Genomic DNA, 16,936 nt, shown 5'->3' on the forward strand with positions numbered 1-16,936 from the left:
GCAATTGCCAGCAAAACACTACTCTTCAATTTTTAGAGAGATTAATAGTTGTAAATTCCTAAAAATTCAATCCCTTACTTTATTTATTATAACTTATGTTGATTGGACTTTAATTCCTTTTGTAACTAAATTTGAAGGTACTTATTTGCCTGTATTTATGATTAGTTTTTATATGCTTATTGGCGCACTTGATGGTTTTATTCAACCCTTATTTAAAAATATAAGAATTCATAATATTTATTTATTTGCAATATTCTTAGATATTTTCCAAATTTTTTCATATCTTGTATTCTCTTTTTCAGTTATAGCTTTTACATATGTAATATTAACTGTATTTACAATTCAAGGAATAACATTTGAAATAGCAAGAATTCATACAGTTGATTTTATGCAAGATGAGAAAGTCCAACTAAAAGACTATTTAATGATTAGATCATTAATGATTTCAGCGGCAATTGTATCTGGAAGTATAAGTTCTATGATATTTGATTACTTTAGTGTTAATCTAAATTACTTATTTGTATTCCTATCAATTGTTGGTATTATAGGAATATATTTTCAAATAATTCTATATAAGAAATTTAAAAAGAAAGTAAATACATCTGAAGTTATTGTAGAAATTGATAAAAAAGAACTTTTTGAAAAATTTAGAGTTTAACTAAATTTTTCATACTATATAAAAAAGGAAAACAAATGAAATTAATATTTTTAATACTATTTTTAATATCAAACTCTTTTGCTATTGCAATTGACAAAAGTTGGTATGAAGATACAAATGAAAATCTTACGAAAATTTATGATGAGCAAGCAAATAGAATAAGCTTAATTAAAAATACTGCAGTGAATGAAGAAAAGGAACAAATTGATTATCAATTGTTACTATTGAAAAAACTTCAAACTCTAATAAAACAAGATGATACATTCGCTTTTCCTGAAACAATAGAAATAAATTCAATAGATTCTTATATAAAGAAAGTAAAAGAATATATAAAAATTGATTTAGAATATAATAATAAACAAAATGAGTTTAATGATACCTCAAAAAAGATTGAGGTTTTAATTGAACAAATAAGTAAATATACAGATAAGAACGAAGTTCAAGCAGTAAATGCTCAATTACTTTTTGCTTTTTATACTTTGAAAAATAAAAACAATAAAATTGCCATTGATGCTTATGCTGAATATCAAAAAAGATTCAAAAAAAGATTATTAGAAAGTATTGATAGTTTAAAGATTGAAACAAATGAAGAATTAACTACAGAGATTCAAAAAATACAAAGTAATTATGAACAAACTATAAAAGATCAGAAAAAAATACTATTAGCTTTAGACAAAGCAATAATTAGTGAAAATACAAGTAAAATAGAATCTCTTAATAATAATATTGAAGAGTTAAAAAGTGATAAAAATAAAATAGTTGAGACTTTAATTTATTTAAAAGTTGAAGAACTATTACCATATTTAAAAAATAAAAAATCACAGTATTTTGATTTAAGTAAAAATCTACAAACTTTTAATATAGATAATGGTTCAAATTATGATTCATTAGTAGAATTATTTAAATACTTATCAAGAGAACGTATTGGTGTTGCAAAAAGTACCTTTGCAGATACGAAAGAGAGTTTTCTAGATATTCTAAAATATGGTTGGACTGAAATAAATAATCCTTTAATTCCAATAGGAGATGGAGTATCAATTTTAGCTGTTATTAAATTCTTCTTGATCTTTATTTTTGGATTTACTATTGCAATTTTCTATAAAAGAAAAATATCAAATGCCGCAGGATATTTAAAAAATAGTTCACCTGCTACAAAAACAATGCTTGCAAATTTAGGATATTACTTCCTTGTAATCCTAACATTTGTATTTGCATTGAACTCTGTTGGAATTGACTTATCTTCTCTTACAATTCTAGTTGGGGCATTATCAGTTGGTATTGGTTTTGGTTTACAAAATATTGTATCAAACTTTATTTCTGGAATTATTCTTATTTTTGAGAAATCTATTCAAGTTGGAAATATCATAGAAATAAGTGATCAGTTTAGAGGAAGAGTAACTCAAATAAATATGAGAAGTAGTGTTATTAATACTTTCGATAACATTGATATTATTATTCCAAACTCTACTTTAATGCAAAACAATGTGATTAACCTTACATTTTCTGATGATATTAGAAGATTGCATGTACCCTTTGGAGTAGCTTATGGAACAAGTTCTGATTTAGTAATTGATGTTATATTACAGGCTTTATCAGAATCTGATTTAGTTTATATAAAAGATGATGATAGCAAACAGCCAAAAGTTTGGATGACTGGAATGGGAGCTTCTAGTGTTGATTTTAAACTATTAGTTTGGATAAATGCAAATACAAATAAGTTAGGTGTAGATTCATCAAATATGTCTGATTTTTTAATTTTTATTTATAAAACATTACAAAAAAACAATATAGAAATACCATTCCCACAACTTGATTTAAATATAAAGAAACCATTAGCTGAGATACTTTGAAATACTTTGCCTATTCTTTTCTTATAACTTTTATAGCATTAGGATATATGGCATTCTTAGGCTTTACACAAGGAGGTTTAGAGTCGTCTCTAGATTTCCTATGGCTAACACTTGTTTTAATCCTTATGGAGATATCTCTCTCTTTTGATAATGCTATTGTAAATGCATCTATATTAAAAAATTGGAATGCTTTTTGGAAAAAGATATTTTTAACAGTTGGTATATTAATTGCTGTATTTGGAATGCGACTTTTATTTCCATTATTAATAGTTGCTTTTACTACAAATTTATCCATAATCGAAGTATGGTCTCTTGCATTAAATGATCCCGAACAGTATTCTCAAAAGCTAGTTTCTCATCACGTAGAAGTTTCAGCATTTGGTAGTATGTTTTTACTTCTTGTTTTTCTAAATTTTTTGTTTGATGATGGAAGAAAGATTTATTGGATAGGTAGGTTTGAGCAAAAACTTGCAAACTTTGGTAAAACAAAATTTATATCTTATCTTGTCTCTTTAATCTCATTATTTTCTTTTTCACTTATTATTGAAGATGCAAGAATGATGGACTTTATAATCGCTGGACTTTGGGGAATTGGTGTTTATTTAACAATCCATTTAATGACTCATTTCTTAGAAAACAGTGGTGAGAATCTTAAAGACCTCATAAAATCAGGTAGTATTGCTGGATTTATATATCTTGAAATTCTTGATGCTTCTTTTTCTTTTGATGGAGTAATTGGAGCATTTGCTATAACAAAAGATATTATCATTATTATGGTAGGACTTGGAGTTGGAGCGATGTTTGTCAGATCTATGACTATCTACTTAGTTGAAAAAGGAACTTTAAATGAGTATGTTTTTTTAGAACATGGAGCACATTATGCAATTGGTATTTTAGCTTTTATTATGCTTTTAAATATAAAATACCATATTCCTGAAGCGATAACTGGACTTATTGGTATTTCATTTATTTTATTGTCTTTATACTCTTCAATTAAATATAATAAGAGATAAGCTCTCTTATTATAATAAAATTATTGTTGCAAGTCCTAAGAAACTAAAAAAACCAACTACATCTGTCACAGTTGTTAAAATTACTGTTGAACCAATAGCTGGATCGATTCCTTTTTTTTGTAAAATAATAGGAATAACTGCACCGAAAAATCCAGCACTAAATAGATTTATAATCATTGATATAGCAATTACTACACCTAATAAAGGTATGTTAAACCAAAGATAGGCAACTACTCCTATAACTGCTGCAAATAGTAATCCATTTACAATTGAAATCATAACCTCTTTATATATAATCTTTTTTGCATCTTGATAATCTATCTCACCTAAAGCCATTTGTCGCACTGTTACTGTTAGAGTTTGTGTTCCTGCATTTCCACCCATTGAAGCAACAATCGGCATTAAAACTGCAAGTGCTACAAAAGATTGAATAGTTGCATCAAATAAACCAATAACTAAAGAAGCTAAAACAGCAGTAATTAGGTTTATACCAAGCCACATAGCTCTATTTCTTCCAATTAAATAAATACTCTCTTCATGCTCAGCATCATCACTAACCCCAGCAAGTGAGTATAGTTGTTTTGTATCTATTTGTTGAATAATATCATGGATATCATCATGTGTTATTCTTCCAAGTAATTTATTATTACTATCAACAACGGCTAAGGCACTTAAATTATAGTTTGTAAACATATCAACAGCATCTTCAATATCTTCTTTGTCATTTAAACTATAATTTGTAAACTTTTCTTCAGGAAGATCTGCATATTTTAAAGTGTAATCAAATAAAATAAGTTCTTCTAGACCAATTGAGCCAATGTATTCATTATCAACGGTTACAATATGTGCATGAAAAATATTATCTAAAATATCATCTTCTTTTAATTGCTTTAATCTTTTTAAAGAGTCTCCAATATTTTCATCTAAAGAAACTTTAAAAAGCTCATTTTGCATATAAGCACCAGCTTCATCTTCTTCATATGAGTTCAGGTGTTTTATTGTTTTTTTATCTTCCTCATTTAATTGAGAAAGAATAGTTTCAGCAGCTTCTTCATCATTTTGTGAGATATTATAAATAAGCATACTTGCATCATCACTATCCATTTTTGAAGTAATGTTTGCAATTTTTTTATCACTTAATACATCTGAAATTTCTTCTTGCACATAATTAGGCATCTCACATAAAATTTGCGCAAGTAATTCACTTGGCATTTTTTTACAGATATATTCATAATCATCTTCATTTGTTTCTCTTAACTCAACAAGCTCTTGAGCCAAATCATAAGGATGTCTTTCGAATTCATCATTTTTAAAATCTGCAATTATTCCTAAAAAATATTCTCTTGATATTATTGTTTCTTCTGTATCTATCATTTTTAAATCCATTTCTTCTTTTTAAATATCCAATATTGAAAACTAACGATTGCTATTAATATTAGTGAGAAAATATTAAAAGCATTTTGATTTTCGGCACCTGGGATTCCACCTATATTTATTCCTAAAAGTCCAGTTAAAAAACTTAATGGTAAGAATATAGCTGAAATTATAGAAAGTACATACATTTTTTTGTTCATTTGATCGCTTAACATATTTGAAAGTTCTTCTTGAATTAAAGCTACTTTATCTCTTATTGTATCTAATTCTTCGATATGCCTTATTAGCTGGTCGTTTGTTTCTCTTAATTGTAATCGTTCATATTCATTTATCCATGTTATTTTATCATGGTAAAGTTTATTCATAGCCTCTTTTTGAGGGAAAAGATATCTTCTTAAAATGATGGATTCTCTTCTAATTGCTAATATTTCATTTCTAAATTTAATATCACTAGAGTCTATTATATTTTCTTCTAAATAATCAGCTCTATCTTCTATTTGATCAATTATTTCTTCCATTCTATCAGTAATTCTATAGGTTAAATCTATTAGAAATTCAGATGCGCTTTTAGGACCTGTTCCTTTTTTTAAACTTGTTATTAATTCACCAATTGATAAAAGATTTCTTCTTCTTGTACTTATTATTAAAGTTGCTGAAACATATAGTCTAACAGAAACCATATCTTCAGGTTTAGAGTTTGGATTTAAATTCACACCCCTTAAAGCAATTAACAAAGCATCTCCTAAAATAGTAGTTCTAGGTCTTGTTTCTTCTGTCAAAAGTGCATCAATAGCAATAGAATCAATATAACTTTTATTTGTTATCCAATCTATTGCTTCAGGACTTGTATAATCAAAATGTAACCACAAAATTTTATCAGATTTATCAACTGTATCAATTTCTTCATAGGTTAATTCTTGAGCATTTCCTTGCTTATCAAGTAAATATGCTTGAACAGGATTGCGTGTTGCTATATTATCTTGCATTTTATTCTGCCTTTAAATTATTGAATAAACTATTTCAGTTTTATCTTTTTGTTTTTTAATCTCTTCAATTTTTAAATTTGGAATTTGCATATTCATTAATTCATCAATTGTTTTTATATTGTTAATAGCAAGTAGTTTTAAAATAACTCCTCTATATGCTTTTGCCCAATGGCTTACAACTTTCCCCTCTTTTATAAATTTCATAGTTGTATATGGTTTCTTTATCTTGTAAAATTTTTCATAGAAGCCAGCTCTTAAATCTATAAGGTCTTCATCTTTTAAAGTTTCATCTAAAATTGATGAAAAGTTATCATTATAGAATTTCTCTATTTTTACATTGTCAAAGGTTTCACCTTGCTTTAGTTTATAATCAGGAATAAAATCACCTGAATTAATAGGTCCAAATAAATTTGAGAAAATCAATACATTTTTATCAATATAAGATTGTTCAACACTGTTTAACTTTGAATATTCTAAGTAATCAAAAGCTACACCATCATATCTATTAATAGCCTTCATGGTAAGACCATCAAATATGTTCTTTAAATATTGCTCTATAACATTTTCTTTTTTTGTACCAAATAGTTTTATTAACTGTTCCTTTGAAGCATTTGAAATATATTCTTGATAGTGCTTTACAATTTCCATTCTTGTTTCAAATAACTCAGGAAATAAAAAACTATCTTTATTAATAGCAGGATTAGTGCCTCCTGAAATTTTTGTTTCACTTGGGGAAAATAGTATTTTCATTTGTATCCTTAATCTATAAATTGGCCATCAACATAAAGCCATTTTCCATTTTCTTTTAAAAATCTACTTTTTTCTGTAAAAGAGATATCATTATTATATTGTTTCAAAGTAGCTTTAAAAGTGACAAAGCTTTCTGTATCTTCTGAATTTTCTTCCAAGAAATCTAAAATTTCTAATTTCTCAAAATTAGTATTTCTCGAAAAACTCAAAATATCTTCTTTCCAAGATTTAATATCACTTGTAAAATCAGAATTATTTTCATGTGTTGTAAAGATTATATAATCAGCATTTTCTGCTGCAAATGCACAAAATCTTGATTTCATTAATTCAAGAGCTGTTTTAGGTAATTTTATTTTATCATGAAATACTTTACAACATTTTTTATATTTTTGTAAAGAGCCACAAGGACAAGTGTTGTTAACAGGAAGTTTCAAATTAGTCCTTAAAATTTTTAAGGGATTCTATCATAATTGAGTAAAAAATTAAAGTAAGGATAGTCCTTACTTCAACTTATATTTTTTGTGAGTTGCTTTTTATTTCTTTTCTATCTTTTTTTCTACTTTTTCTTTTGTATCCATATTACTTTCTTTTACACTTGATACAATACTATCTCCAAAACCTTTAATATTTTTTAAATCTTCTGGCTCATTTATTTTATTTGTTTTTCTATATTCAATAATAGAATCGGCTTTTTTATCACCAATACCTTTAATACTCATCAACTCTTCTTTTGTAGCAGTTTGCAAATTTATAGCAGCAAACATAAAAGATACACATAACATTAATAATGCAACAATTTTTTTCATTTTAACTCCTTTTTTAATAATGTTTTTAATTATATATAAATAAACTTAATTATTATTTAGGCCAAAGGAGGAATTCACAATCTTTTTTAAATAAACTCTTTTATATAATAATCAATATCTAAAATATACAAGGAGAAATATGGATAATCTTCCAATACAATTTGCATCGAATTTTATTTCTATCATATTAGTTGGTGTTTTAATTTATAGTTTTTTAAAACATAAAAAAGGAATAAATGTAATTGCAAAGTTAGATGAATTAAAAGAGCAAAATCTTTTAACTCAAGATGATATTAATTATATCAGTAAAAATGAAAGAGAATATAAAGAGAAGTCTGAAAAAGCTGATGCTTTAGCAAAACTTTTAATGCCTATATTTATCTTAATAGTTGGAGTTTTATTTATATATCTACCTACTAGTGAAGCAATGATTCATTTAAATGCTTTTGTTGTTGCTTTTATATTAATTCAACTTAATAAAATTAATAAAAAGAATACATACACTCTTTTAAAAGATTTAAAAAGGTCTGCAAATAAAGAAGAGAATTAATTCTCTTCTTTTAATTTTTACTCCACAATATAATTTTTTAATCTATCGTAATCTAATATTTTTATATAACCTTTTTCATTTTGTATAATTTTCTCATTTTTTAATTTTGCTAGTTTTCTTGAAAATGTTTCAGGAGTAATATTTAATATTTGTGCAATTTTTACTTGTTTTAAATTTATAAGTATTGCTTCATTATCAAATAAAAATTTTGCAATTTTTTCTAAGCTATTTGAACTAATATTATAGTTTATAAAACTTTCCAAGGCTTTTATCTTTTTTGTTAGTGATTTAATAAAGAAAATAGCAATCTCGGGTTTTAATAAAAACTCCTTCTTAAACTTCTCATAATCAATTAATAAAACCTCTGCTTTTGTCTCAAAAGAGCAATTTGCAGGGAATTTTGACTCTTCATAATTTACAATTTCTGCTATTAAAGAAGGTGCCATTAAATTATGAATTACTACTTCATTGTCTTTATGGTCATATGTATAAAGTTTTGCGATTCCTTTTATTAATAGATGTAAATATTTTGCTTCGTCACCTTTATAAAAAAGTATTTCATCTTTATTAAAATGCTTTTTAACTGATATTTCTTTTAATCTTATTAATTCTTCTTTTTCTAAAAAGCTAAAGAAATAAAAATCTTCTAATCCTGTTTTTTCCATTTATTCTCTTTTTTGTTGATTGTTGTCAATGTCTATTTTCGTATTTTATGTAATTATATTGAAATTAAAGTTAAATAGGATAAAACTAGACCTAATTAAAAATAAAAGGAAGAAAATGACAAGCGAAAAATTTGAAATTGAAATAAATACCTTAAAATCTTTTTTTGAAGTTTATTGTAAAGATAAACATGAAAATCAAGAAAATAGAAATGTTACATTAGAGTATAAAAACAAAACTTTTGAAATAGAATTATGCTTATGTAAAGAGTGCCAAGATGCAATAAACTATTCATTTGACAGACTTTTACAATGTCCAAATGAAATAAAACCAAGATGTAGAAAATGCCCAACTCCATGTTATGAGAAACCTAGATGGAAAAATGTTGCAAAAGTGATGATACATTCTGCAGTAAAATTATCTCTATCTAAAATGAAATCAAGAGTTAAAAATATTTTTTCTTAGCTTTTACCAGTTTATTTGTTTTTTACCTAAACTCTTTAATATTTCATTTGTTTTAGAAAAATGTTTGCAACCAAAAAAACCTCTATATGAAGATAATGGACTTGGATGAACACCACTTAATATATGATGCTTTGACTTATCTATTATTTTCTCTTTTTTAATAGCACTACTTCCCCAAAGAATAAAAACAACATCTTTGCAATTTTTAGAAATGAATTTAATCAAATTATCTGTGAATATTTCCCAGCCTAGTTTATGGTGAGATTTTGGTTTTGATTCTTCAACTGTTAATATGCTATTTATTAGTAATGCTCCATCTTCTGCCCATGATGTTAAATCACCATTTTCACAAACAGAGCTTCCAATATCATCATTTATCTCTTTTAGTATATTCACCATTGAAGGCGGGTTTTTTATATTACTTGGTGTTGAAAAAGCTAAACCTTGGGCTTGCCCTGCTCCGTGATATGGATCTTGACCTAATATAACTACTTTTAAATTCTCAAGTGAGGTTAAAGTAAAAGCATAAAATATCTTATCTTTTGCTGGAAAAACTACTGAGCTTTCATAAGCCTTATTAACTTCCTTTATCAGTTTTTGATAATACTCTTTACCCTGCTCTTCTTTAAAGAAATCATCCCATGTCATTGCTGTATCCTTATATTTTAGAAATAAAAAAAGCTAAGGCTTTAAAACCTTAGCTTTTATAAAAATCTTTTATTTTATGATTATAAAACAGAAGATTTAATAACCATCATTTTTTCATTTGAACACTCTTCCATAGAGTGATGAATTCCACCAAGTCCAAGTCCTGAAGCTTTAGCTCCTCCAAATGGCATCCAGTCAACTCTGAATGCTGTATGGTCATTTACCATTACCGCTGTTCCATTTAATCTTTTTACAGCTCTTAAAGCAGTATCAAGATTTTTTGTAAATACAGCCGCTTGGAAAGATACATCTAAAGCATTTGCTCTATTAAATGCATCTTCAATATCTGAGTATGAATAAATACAAACAACTGGTCCAAATACTTCTTTAGTTGATACTAAAGCATCATCAGCAGGGTTTACAATTACAGTTGGTTCATAACAAGAATCTGAAATTCTTTTTCCACCAACTAAAATCTTTCCACCTTTAGTAACAGCTTCATTAACCCACTCTTCAACTCTATTTACTTCATTATGGTTAATAAGTGGTCCAACTTCAGTTTTAGGGTCTAATTGATCACCTACAACTAATTTAGAAGCATAAGTAGCTAATTTACTTGCAACTTCATCAACAATTGATTCATGAACAAATACTCTTTGAACAGAAACACAAACTTGACCAGCGTGGTAGAAACCACCTTTACCGATTGAAGGAATTAATTCATTAATATCAGCATCAGCTTCAACAATAACAGGAGCCACTCCACCATGTTCAAGTGCTACTCTTGTTCCAGGAGCTACTTTAGAATTTAAATACCAACCAACAGCTCCAGAACCTATAAATGTTAAAGCATTTACTTTAGGACTAGTTGCAAGTAGTTCTCCACCTTGTCTATCACAAACAACAGCTTGTGCCCAACCTTTAGGAAGTCCTGCTTCTTCTAAAATCTCAACTACTCTAATTGCACTCATTGGAGTTTGAGTTGCAGGTTTAATAACAACTGAACAACCAACAGCAATAGCAGGAATTACTTGATGAATTGCTAAGTTTAATGGGTGATTAAATGCAGAAATAGCAGCAACAACACCAATTGGTTCTTTAAAAGTATAAGCCATTCTATTTGCTGAACTTGCAGTATGCCCCATAGCAATTTGTTTACCTTCTCTAGCTCCTAAAGCTTCAATGGCTAGTTTAACACCATTGATTGCTCTGTGAACTTCAACTTGTGAATCAAGCCATGGTTTCCCACCTTCGCTTGCGCAAAGTTTTGTTAATTCATCAATTTGAGAAGACATAATTTTTACTACATTTTCTAAAATTTCTACTCTTTTATAAGTTGGTAATGCATTTTTATGGTCATCAAAAGTATTTCTAGCTAATTCTAATGCTGTTTCTACTTCTGCCACTGATCCATATGGCACAGTTCCTACTACTCTTCCATCAAATGGCGACGTTACTTCTATTGTACTCATATTTTTCCTTTAAAATTTTATTATATTAAACACTGTTTTTTAGCTAATAAATCATTTAAAATTGCATGATTTAAAGAATAATCAACTGCTAAATCAATTAAGTGAACACCTTTAGTATTTACACATTCTTCTAAAGTTTTTTCAAACTCTTCAACTGATGTTGGTCTATGTCCACTTGCTCCATAAGATTCAGCATATTTTACAAAATCAGGATTTCCTAAATCTAAACCGAATGTTTCAAATCCCATTCCTGTTTGTTTCCATTTAATCATTCCATATGCATTATCATTTAAAATAATTACAGTTAAATCAAGTCCTAATCTAACCGCAGTTTCAAGTTCTTGTGAATTCATCATAAATCCACCATCTCCACAAACAGAAACAACTTTTTTATCAGGATTTATCATTTTAGCTGCCATTCCAGAAGGAAGTCCAGCTCCCATAGTTGCTAAAGCATTATCTAATAATAATGTATTTGGTTGTGCACATCTATAATTTCTTGCAAACCAGATTTTATAAACACCATTATCAAGTGTTACAATATCTTCATCATCTAAAATTTGTCTAATACTTCTTACTGCTCTTTGAGGTAAAATTGGGAATCTATTATCACCAAAATATTTATTTAGGTGAGTTTTAACTTCTGTTACCATTCTTTTGTAGTAATCAAATTCCCAATGCTCTTGTGGAGAAATTGCAGTTGTTAAACTAGCAATATTTGAAGCGATGTCACCAACAACATCTAATTGTGGGAAATATGTATCATCAACTTCAGATGGGAAGAAATTAACATGAATTACTTTTGTAGCGTCTGGTGTATTTTCCATAAAAAATGGTGGTTTTTCAATAACATCATGACCTACATTGATAATTAAATCTGCTCTTTCAATTGCGCAGTGAATAAAGTCATCTTTAGATAATGCAGCAGTTGATAAACATAATTTATGATTTTCATCAATTACACCTTTTCCCATTTGAGTTGAGAAGAAAGGAATTCCAGTTTCATTTACAAAATCTGTTAATGCATTTCCAATTCTTGTTCTATTAGCACCTGCTCCTATTAATAATAATGGTCTTTTTGCTTTTTCAATCATTTTTACTGCATCTGTAATTGCATCTTTTCCAGCTTTTGGATATTTGAATTCTCTTACTGGATAGATATTAAATTCCACTTCTTCAGCTGCTATATCTTCAGGTAATTCAATATGAACAGCACCTGGTCTCTCTGTTGTTGCAATTTTAAATGCTTCTCTTACCATTGATGGAATGTTATTTCCATTTACAACTTGTTTAGCATATTTTGTCATTGGTTTCATCATACCAACGATATCAATAATTTGGAATCTACCTTGTTTTGATTTTTTAATAGGTTTTTGACCTGTAATCATCATCATTGGCATTCCACCTAATTGTGCATAAGCTGCACTTGTAGCGAAATTTGTAGCTCCAGGGCCAAGAGTTGATAAACAAACTCCAACTTTTCCAGTTAATCTACCATAAGTTGCTGCCATGAATCCAGCTGCTTGCTCATGTCTTGTTAAAATTAGTTTAATATCTGATGTTCTAAGTGCTTCAAGAAAATCAAGATTTTCTTCACCTGGAATACCAAAGATATATTCAACACCTTCGTTTTCTAAAGCTTTTACAAATAGTTCTGATGCATTCATTTTATATACTCCGTTTATGTTATAAAGATTATTGATAATCATATTTAATACTTATTAAAATTTAGCCTTTTTTCATAATGATTATCAAAAAGATACGAAATGTGTAAGAATTTACACAAAAGGGATTATAGTTTATTCCTCCTTATATAATAATCTTTTTTTGTGCTAATTTATAGCTTCTTAATAATATTTTTTATACTATTGATAAATTTATAAAAAGGTTATTAATGAAGAAAATCCTAATAATAGTAATATTGGCAATTATTGTTCCCTTAATTTATCTAATATTTTCAAATTACAACAATATTCCAAAACTTGATGAAAATGTAAAAGAGAAATGGTCACAAGTACAAAATCAATATAAGAGAAGAGCTGATTTAATACCAAATTTAGTAGCAACGGTAAAAGGTTATGCGGAACATGAAAAAAGCACTTTTGTAGAAGTTACAGAAGCTAGAAGTAAAGTTTCACAAATGAATATTAATGCAGATACGCTTAATAATCCAGCAGCAATGCAACAATTTGTAGATGCACAAGCTGGACTTTCAGGAGCTTTATCTAAACTTATGCTTGTTGTTGAAAAGTATCCAGATCTTAAAGCAAATGAAAACTTTATGGCTCTTCAATCTCAACTTGAAGGAACAGAAAATAGAATTACTGTTGCACGAAAAGATTTTATTGAAGCTGTAAAATTATATAACTTGGAACTTCGAACAATGCCTGGAAAACTAGTAGCTGCAATAGTACATCCAAGTGCACAAGTAAAAGAAACATTTACAGCAAGTCCAACAGAACAAGAAGCGCCGAAAGTTCAATTTTAATGACACTAAGTAGTGATGAAAAAGAGCTGATTTCAAAAGAAATAGAAAATCTTGAGAAATTAAGTTCTTGCGAACTTGTTGCAGTTGTAACAAAAAGAAGTGATTCTTACAAACTAGCTGCTGCAATGGTTGCTATTTTTAATCTCTTTTGTATTTCAGTTTTTTTTATATTTTTTAGTGAAAAAGCTGTTTTTCAAATATTACAAATTCAATTTCTTGTATTTATAGGTTCTTATCTTTTATTAAATAAATTTAAAAAAGTTTTTCTAAAAATTCTTCCAAAAAGTTATAAGTATCAAATATCTTCTGAAAATGCAAATAGACAATTTTATAATTTACAATTAGACAAAACAAAAACAAAACATGCAATTATGTTTTTTGTGAGTTTTGATGAGAAATATGTTGAGATAATTACAGATAATGTTATTTCAAAAGAAATACCAAATAGTCATTGGCAACTAATTGTCGATGAATTTATCGATGATGTAAAACAAAATCAGCTATTTGATGGCTATATAAAAGCAATTAAAGCTTGTAATGCAATTTTAATTGAGAAATTTCCAATAAAAAAAGATGATATAAATGAACTTTCAAATGAAGTGATTGAGTTAAAATGAAAAAGATATTATTAACTCTATTTTTACTCGTAAGTTTTTTAAAAGCGGATATTACAGAATACTTTCCAAAACTCGATGGAAGAATTGTTGACCAAGTTAATTTAATATCAAGTCCTGTAAAAAATGATATTAATACTATTTTAGAAGAACATGAAAAAGAAACATCTAATCAAATAGTAGTAGTTATTTTAGACTCTTTACATGATTATCAAATTGAAGATTATTCTTATCAACTTGGACGTTATTGGGAAGTTGGACAAAAAGATAAAAACAATGGTATTTTACTTGTAATTGCCATGAAAGAAAAGAAAATTAGAATTGAAGTTGGATATGGTTTAGAAGGGGCATTAACAGATAAAATTGCTTATGAAATCATAAACTATACCATCAAACCTAATTTTAAAGCATCACAATATGAACTAGGTATTTTAAAAGCAATTAATGAAATTATACTTGCAATAAAAGGTGAATATACAGCAAAAATTGTTGATGATGAATTTGATGCAAAGTCCAATGAATTAATATCTTTAGGATATTTTGCAGTAATATTCTTTTCAATATTTACCCATGGAATCTCACGAAGATTAAGAAGTCAGTTAATATATAAAACTACAAAAGCTTCGTTATTTTCATCATTTTTTGGATTTTTCTCGTTTGTTATGGCTCAATCATTTACTAATCAATATTTAATTATCTCTATTATCGTATTTGCCGTTGTGTTTATTTTTAATTTTATAACTAGTAAAAAAGTAGATTTCGATAAGCTTCCAAAAAACAATAGCAATAATTCGAATAATTCAGGTGGTTTTAGTTCTTCAAGTAGTGGTGGATTTTCAAGTTCAGGTGGTGGCTTCTCAGGCGGTGGCGGTGGATTTGGTGGTGGAGGAGCAAGTGGAGGATGGTAATCTTCTCTTGACTTTTTATAAAACTACCAAATTTTCTTTCTAAGAAACTTTACTCTAATGATAAATTAACTAAAATCCTTTAAAAGGATTAATATGAATAATAAAGCAATTATATTTGATTTAGATGGAACACTAATAGACTCTTTAGAAGATATTGCTGTTTGTATGAATCAAGTTTTAGAAGAACTAAATTTACCAAGTCATCAAATAGAAGATTATAAATATTTTGTAGGTGGAGGCATTTCCATCCTAGTTGATAATGCACTTGATAAAAATACAAACGATGAAATAAAAGCAAAAGTTACTGAAAAATTTAAAATAGTTTATGATCAAAAATTACATGCAAAAACAAAACCTTATGATGGTATTTATGAACTTTTAGATGAACTTCAAAAATTAGACTTTAAAATAGGAATCTTATCAAACAAACCCCATGAATTTACTATTGCATATGCAAATAACCTATTTTCAAAATATGAAATGAAAGAAGTACATGGTCAAAAAGCGCATATTCCTAAAAAACCAAATCCAACAGCTGCTATTCAAATAGCACAAAGTTTTGATGTTCCTTGCGAAGAGATTTATTTTGTAGGGGATACAATGGTTGATATGCAAACAGCTGTTAATGCAAAAATGATAGGAATTGGTGTTCTTTGGGGATTTAGAGATGAAGATGAACTAATGGAAAACGGTGCTACTTTTGTAGTAAAACATCCTTTAGATATTTTAGAAATAGTAAATAAAAAGTAGAATTTTCTACTTTTTATTATACTTTTTAATCTGCTTTTTTAAAGCCTAGTTTTTCAAGTATATCTGATGGACTTAAATCTTTACTTTCTGCAATATCTTTAAACTTATCATCCTCTTTTGCATCTAAACCTAAACTTTTTAATTTTGAAATAAACTCATCACTGCTTATTTCTAAAGTCATAGCAACTTCTTTTATAGATTTTTTTCCAAGACCTGAAAGGGGAACTGTTTTTTGTTCACCTTTTTCAAAGTTTTTTCTCAATATATCATAAATGAATTTTGGACTTATGCTATTTGTTTTAGCTATTTGAGATAAGCTTTGTTCATCTTCAAATGCAATATTATTTGATGTTAATATATTTTTTGATCTTTCTAAATCATAGTTTAGTTTTTTTGTAAAACTTTTTAAAGAGGATAATTCAGCGTGTGAATAAGGTGAAGTTCCATACTCTTTTTCCCATGAATTTTTTATATCATCTCCAAAGTTTAGAAAATTTGAAAAAGGACTAACTTGATAAATAGTTCCAAATAAAAATATCAAAAACAAAATACTTGCAATTATCATATCTTTAGTAAATAAAATAAATTGTCTAGCTTCATTTTTCATATAGCTAATCAAAGGCTTCCAATTATAATAAACATGTAAAATAGTTGCTATTATAAACAAAACCATAAAACTTGAATGGATTTGACCATACAACTCTTTAGAAATACCAAATAGCTCCCAATTTGCCCAATTGGCAACTCGACCAGGAGGTGTGATAAATAGTATTATCCCTGTAAATGTCATAGTAAACATAGCTAAAAGCATAGTTAGTGAAGTGATTTTTTTAAGATTCATAGCAACTCCTTCTTTTTTATATTTTAGCACCTTTTTTGTAACTATGTATTAACAATATTTAATAAAATAGTATAATAGTATTCTATACCAATTATAGGAT

The 16,936-nt window shown here is 27.4% G+C and carries 19 protein-coding genes; 9 read left to right on the plus strand and 10 right to left on the minus strand.

The genetic code is table 11. The features are described 5' to 3' along the window. Positions 1–4: 4 nt before the first annotated feature. From AACT_RS14980 to AACT_RS14990, 3 genes are read left to right on the plus strand one after another with little or no spacing between them, the layout of a single operon-like run. A complete protein-coding gene (locus tag AACT_RS14980; RefSeq protein WP_172128247.1) occupies positions 5–658 on the plus strand; it encodes a hypothetical protein in 654 nt (217 codons plus the stop codon). A 35-nt stretch (positions 659–693) separates the two neighbouring features. Continuing rightward, positions 694–2,508: a mechanosensitive ion channel family protein gene (locus AACT_RS14985; protein WP_172128249.1), complete on the plus strand. Its 1,815-nt coding sequence runs from the start codon at positions 694–696 to the stop codon at positions 2,506–2,508. 47 nt (positions 2,509–2,555) lie between these two features. Beyond that, a complete protein-coding gene (locus tag AACT_RS14990; RefSeq protein WP_237682641.1) occupies positions 2,556–3,521 on the plus strand; it encodes a DUF475 domain-containing protein in 966 nt (321 codons plus the stop codon). Between the two features lie 9 nt (positions 3,522–3,530). Here the strand turns inward: AACT_RS14990 and mgtE are convergent, their stop codons facing one another. The 5 genes from mgtE to AACT_RS15015 all read right to left on the minus strand — a co-directional run bounded on the left by mgtE (position 3,531) and on the right by AACT_RS15015 (position 7,437). Continuing rightward, positions 3,531–4,895, minus strand: coding sequence for a magnesium transporter (mgtE, locus tag AACT_RS14995; protein ID WP_172128253.1), 1,365 nt, complete (start codon positions 4,893–4,895; stop codon positions 3,531–3,533). 2 nt (positions 4,896–4,897) lie between these two features. Beyond that, a complete protein-coding gene (gene zntB, locus AACT_RS15000; protein ID WP_172128255.1) occupies positions 4,898–5,881 on the minus strand; it encodes a zinc transporter ZntB in 984 nt (327 codons plus the stop codon). A 12-nt stretch (positions 5,882–5,893) separates the two neighbouring features. Then, positions 5,894–6,631, minus strand: a complete 738-nt coding sequence (locus tag AACT_RS15005; RefSeq protein ID WP_172128257.1) for a YaaA family protein — start codon at positions 6,629–6,631, stop codon at positions 5,894–5,896. An 8-nt stretch (positions 6,632–6,639) separates the two neighbouring features. Next, a complete protein-coding gene (locus AACT_RS15010) occupies positions 6,640–7,065 on the minus strand; it encodes a YchJ family protein (protein ID WP_172128259.1) in 426 nt (141 codons plus the stop codon). A 99-nt stretch (positions 7,066–7,164) separates the two neighbouring features. After that, positions 7,165–7,437, minus strand: coding sequence for a ComEA family DNA-binding protein (locus tag AACT_RS15015; RefSeq protein ID WP_172128261.1), 273 nt, complete (start codon positions 7,435–7,437; stop codon positions 7,165–7,167). 139 nt (positions 7,438–7,576) lie between these two features. Here AACT_RS15015 and AACT_RS15020 point away from each other — a divergent pair, with 139 nt between their 5' ends. Continuing rightward, entirely contained in the window at positions 7,577–7,987 is a 411-nt protein-coding gene (locus tag AACT_RS15020) for a hypothetical protein (RefSeq protein ID WP_172128263.1), read from the plus strand. Positions 7,988–8,004: 17 nt separating this feature from the next. On the opposite strand, the gene AACT_RS15025 is transcribed toward AACT_RS15020, so the two are convergent. Beyond that, on the minus strand, positions 8,005–8,652 hold the full coding sequence (locus tag AACT_RS15025; RefSeq protein WP_172128265.1) for a Crp/Fnr family transcriptional regulator: 648 nt from the start codon (positions 8,650–8,652) through the stop codon (positions 8,005–8,007). 115 nt (positions 8,653–8,767) lie between these two features. Here AACT_RS15025 and AACT_RS15030 point away from each other — a divergent pair, with 115 nt between their 5' ends. Beyond that, the gene (locus AACT_RS15030; RefSeq protein WP_172128267.1) at positions 8,768–9,115 is read left to right on the plus strand and encodes a nitrous oxide-stimulated promoter family protein; all 348 of its coding nucleotides are present in this window, start codon (positions 8,768–8,770) and stop codon (positions 9,113–9,115) included. 3 nt (positions 9,116–9,118) lie between these two features. Here the strand turns inward: AACT_RS15030 and ung are convergent, their stop codons facing one another. The 3 genes from ung to AACT_RS15045 all read right to left on the minus strand — a co-directional run bounded on the left by ung (position 9,119) and on the right by AACT_RS15045 (position 12,902). Beyond that, positions 9,119–9,763, minus strand: a complete 645-nt coding sequence (gene ung, locus AACT_RS15035; protein ID WP_172128269.1) for a uracil-DNA glycosylase — start codon at positions 9,761–9,763, stop codon at positions 9,119–9,121. Between the two features lie 80 nt (positions 9,764–9,843). Further along, positions 9,844–11,235 (minus strand): aldehyde dehydrogenase family protein, encoded by a 1,392-nt coding sequence (locus AACT_RS15040; protein WP_172128271.1) that lies wholly within the window; start codon positions 11,233–11,235, stop codon positions 9,844–9,846. Positions 11,236–11,255: 20 nt separating this feature from the next. Further along, the gene (locus AACT_RS15045) at positions 11,256–12,902 is read right to left on the minus strand and encodes an acetolactate synthase large subunit (RefSeq protein ID WP_172128273.1); all 1,647 of its coding nucleotides are present in this window, start codon (positions 12,900–12,902) and stop codon (positions 11,256–11,258) included. A gap of 227 nt (positions 12,903–13,129) precedes the next feature. Here AACT_RS15045 and AACT_RS15050 point away from each other — a divergent pair, with 227 nt between their 5' ends. From AACT_RS15050 to AACT_RS15065, 4 genes are all read left to right on the plus strand, one after another. Next, a complete protein-coding gene (locus tag AACT_RS15050) occupies positions 13,130–13,723 on the plus strand; it encodes a LemA family protein (RefSeq protein ID WP_172128275.1) in 594 nt (197 codons plus the stop codon). Continuing rightward, positions 13,723–14,340 carry a TPM domain-containing protein gene (locus tag AACT_RS15055; RefSeq protein WP_172128277.1) on the plus strand — a complete coding sequence of 206 codons (618 nt, stop codon included), beginning with the start codon at positions 13,723–13,725 and terminating at the stop codon, positions 14,338–14,340. Before AACT_RS15050 ends, AACT_RS15055 begins: the two co-directional genes overlap by 1 nt. Next, positions 14,337–15,245: a TPM domain-containing protein gene (locus AACT_RS15060; RefSeq protein ID WP_172128279.1), complete on the plus strand. Its 909-nt coding sequence runs from the start codon at positions 14,337–14,339 to the stop codon at positions 15,243–15,245. Before AACT_RS15055 ends, AACT_RS15060 begins: the two co-directional genes overlap by 4 nt. A 93-nt stretch (positions 15,246–15,338) precedes the next feature. Continuing rightward, a complete protein-coding gene (locus AACT_RS15065) occupies positions 15,339–15,995 on the plus strand; it encodes an HAD family hydrolase (protein ID WP_172128281.1) in 657 nt (218 codons plus the stop codon). 25 nt (positions 15,996–16,020) lie between these two features. Here the strand turns inward: AACT_RS15065 and AACT_RS15070 are convergent, their stop codons facing one another. Further along, on the minus strand, positions 16,021–16,836 hold the full coding sequence (locus AACT_RS15070) for a DUF4405 domain-containing protein (RefSeq protein ID WP_172128283.1): 816 nt from the start codon (positions 16,834–16,836) through the stop codon (positions 16,021–16,023). Positions 16,837–16,936 lie beyond the last annotated feature (100 nt).

The organism is Arcobacter acticola (assembly GCF_013177675.1).
In the GTDB taxonomy this organism is placed as follows: domain Bacteria; phylum Campylobacterota; class Campylobacteria; order Campylobacterales; family Arcobacteraceae; genus Aliarcobacter; species Aliarcobacter acticola.

Coding starts and splice junctions, on each gene's coding strand:
- AACT_RS14985 (WP_172128249.1), top strand. CDS start 694: ATGAAATTAATATTTTTAATACTATTTTTAATATCAAACTCTTTTGCT.
- AACT_RS14990 (WP_237682641.1), top strand. CDS start 2,556: ATGGCATTCTTAGGCTTTACACAAGGAGGTTTAGAGTCGTCTCTAGAT.
- mgtE (WP_172128253.1), bottom strand. CDS start 4,895: ATGATAGATACAGAAGAAACAATAATATCAAGAGAATATTTTTTAGGA.
- zntB (WP_172128255.1), bottom strand. CDS start 5,881: ATGCAAGATAATATAGCAACACGCAATCCTGTTCAAGCATATTTACTT.
- AACT_RS15005 (WP_172128257.1), bottom strand. CDS start 6,631: ATGAAAATACTATTTTCCCCAAGTGAAACAAAAATTTCAGGAGGCACT.
- AACT_RS15015 (WP_172128261.1), bottom strand. CDS start 7,437: ATGAAAAAAATTGTTGCATTATTAATGTTATGTGTATCTTTTATGTTT.
- AACT_RS15020 (WP_172128263.1), top strand. CDS start 7,577: ATGGATAATCTTCCAATACAATTTGCATCGAATTTTATTTCTATCATA.
- AACT_RS15025 (WP_172128265.1), bottom strand. CDS start 8,652: ATGGAAAAAACAGGATTAGAAGATTTTTATTTCTTTAGCTTTTTAGAA.
- AACT_RS15030 (WP_172128267.1), top strand. CDS start 8,768: ATGACAAGCGAAAAATTTGAAATTGAAATAAATACCTTAAAATCTTTT.
- ung (WP_172128269.1), bottom strand. CDS start 9,763: ATGACATGGGATGATTTCTTTAAAGAAGAGCAGGGTAAAGAGTATTAT.
- AACT_RS15040 (WP_172128271.1), bottom strand. CDS start 11,235: ATGAGTACAATAGAAGTAACGTCGCCATTTGATGGAAGAGTAGTAGGA.
- AACT_RS15045 (WP_172128273.1), bottom strand. CDS start 12,902: ATGAATGCATCAGAACTATTTGTAAAAGCTTTAGAAAACGAAGGTGTT.
- AACT_RS15050 (WP_172128275.1), top strand. CDS start 13,130: ATGAAGAAAATCCTAATAATAGTAATATTGGCAATTATTGTTCCCTTA.
- AACT_RS15055 (WP_172128277.1), top strand. CDS start 13,723: ATGACACTAAGTAGTGATGAAAAAGAGCTGATTTCAAAAGAAATAGAA.
- AACT_RS15060 (WP_172128279.1), top strand. CDS start 14,337: ATGAAAAAGATATTATTAACTCTATTTTTACTCGTAAGTTTTTTAAAA.
- AACT_RS15065 (WP_172128281.1), top strand. CDS start 15,339: ATGAATAATAAAGCAATTATATTTGATTTAGATGGAACACTAATAGAC.
- AACT_RS15070 (WP_172128283.1), bottom strand. CDS start 16,836: ATGAATCTTAAAAAAATCACTTCACTAACTATGCTTTTAGCTATGTTT.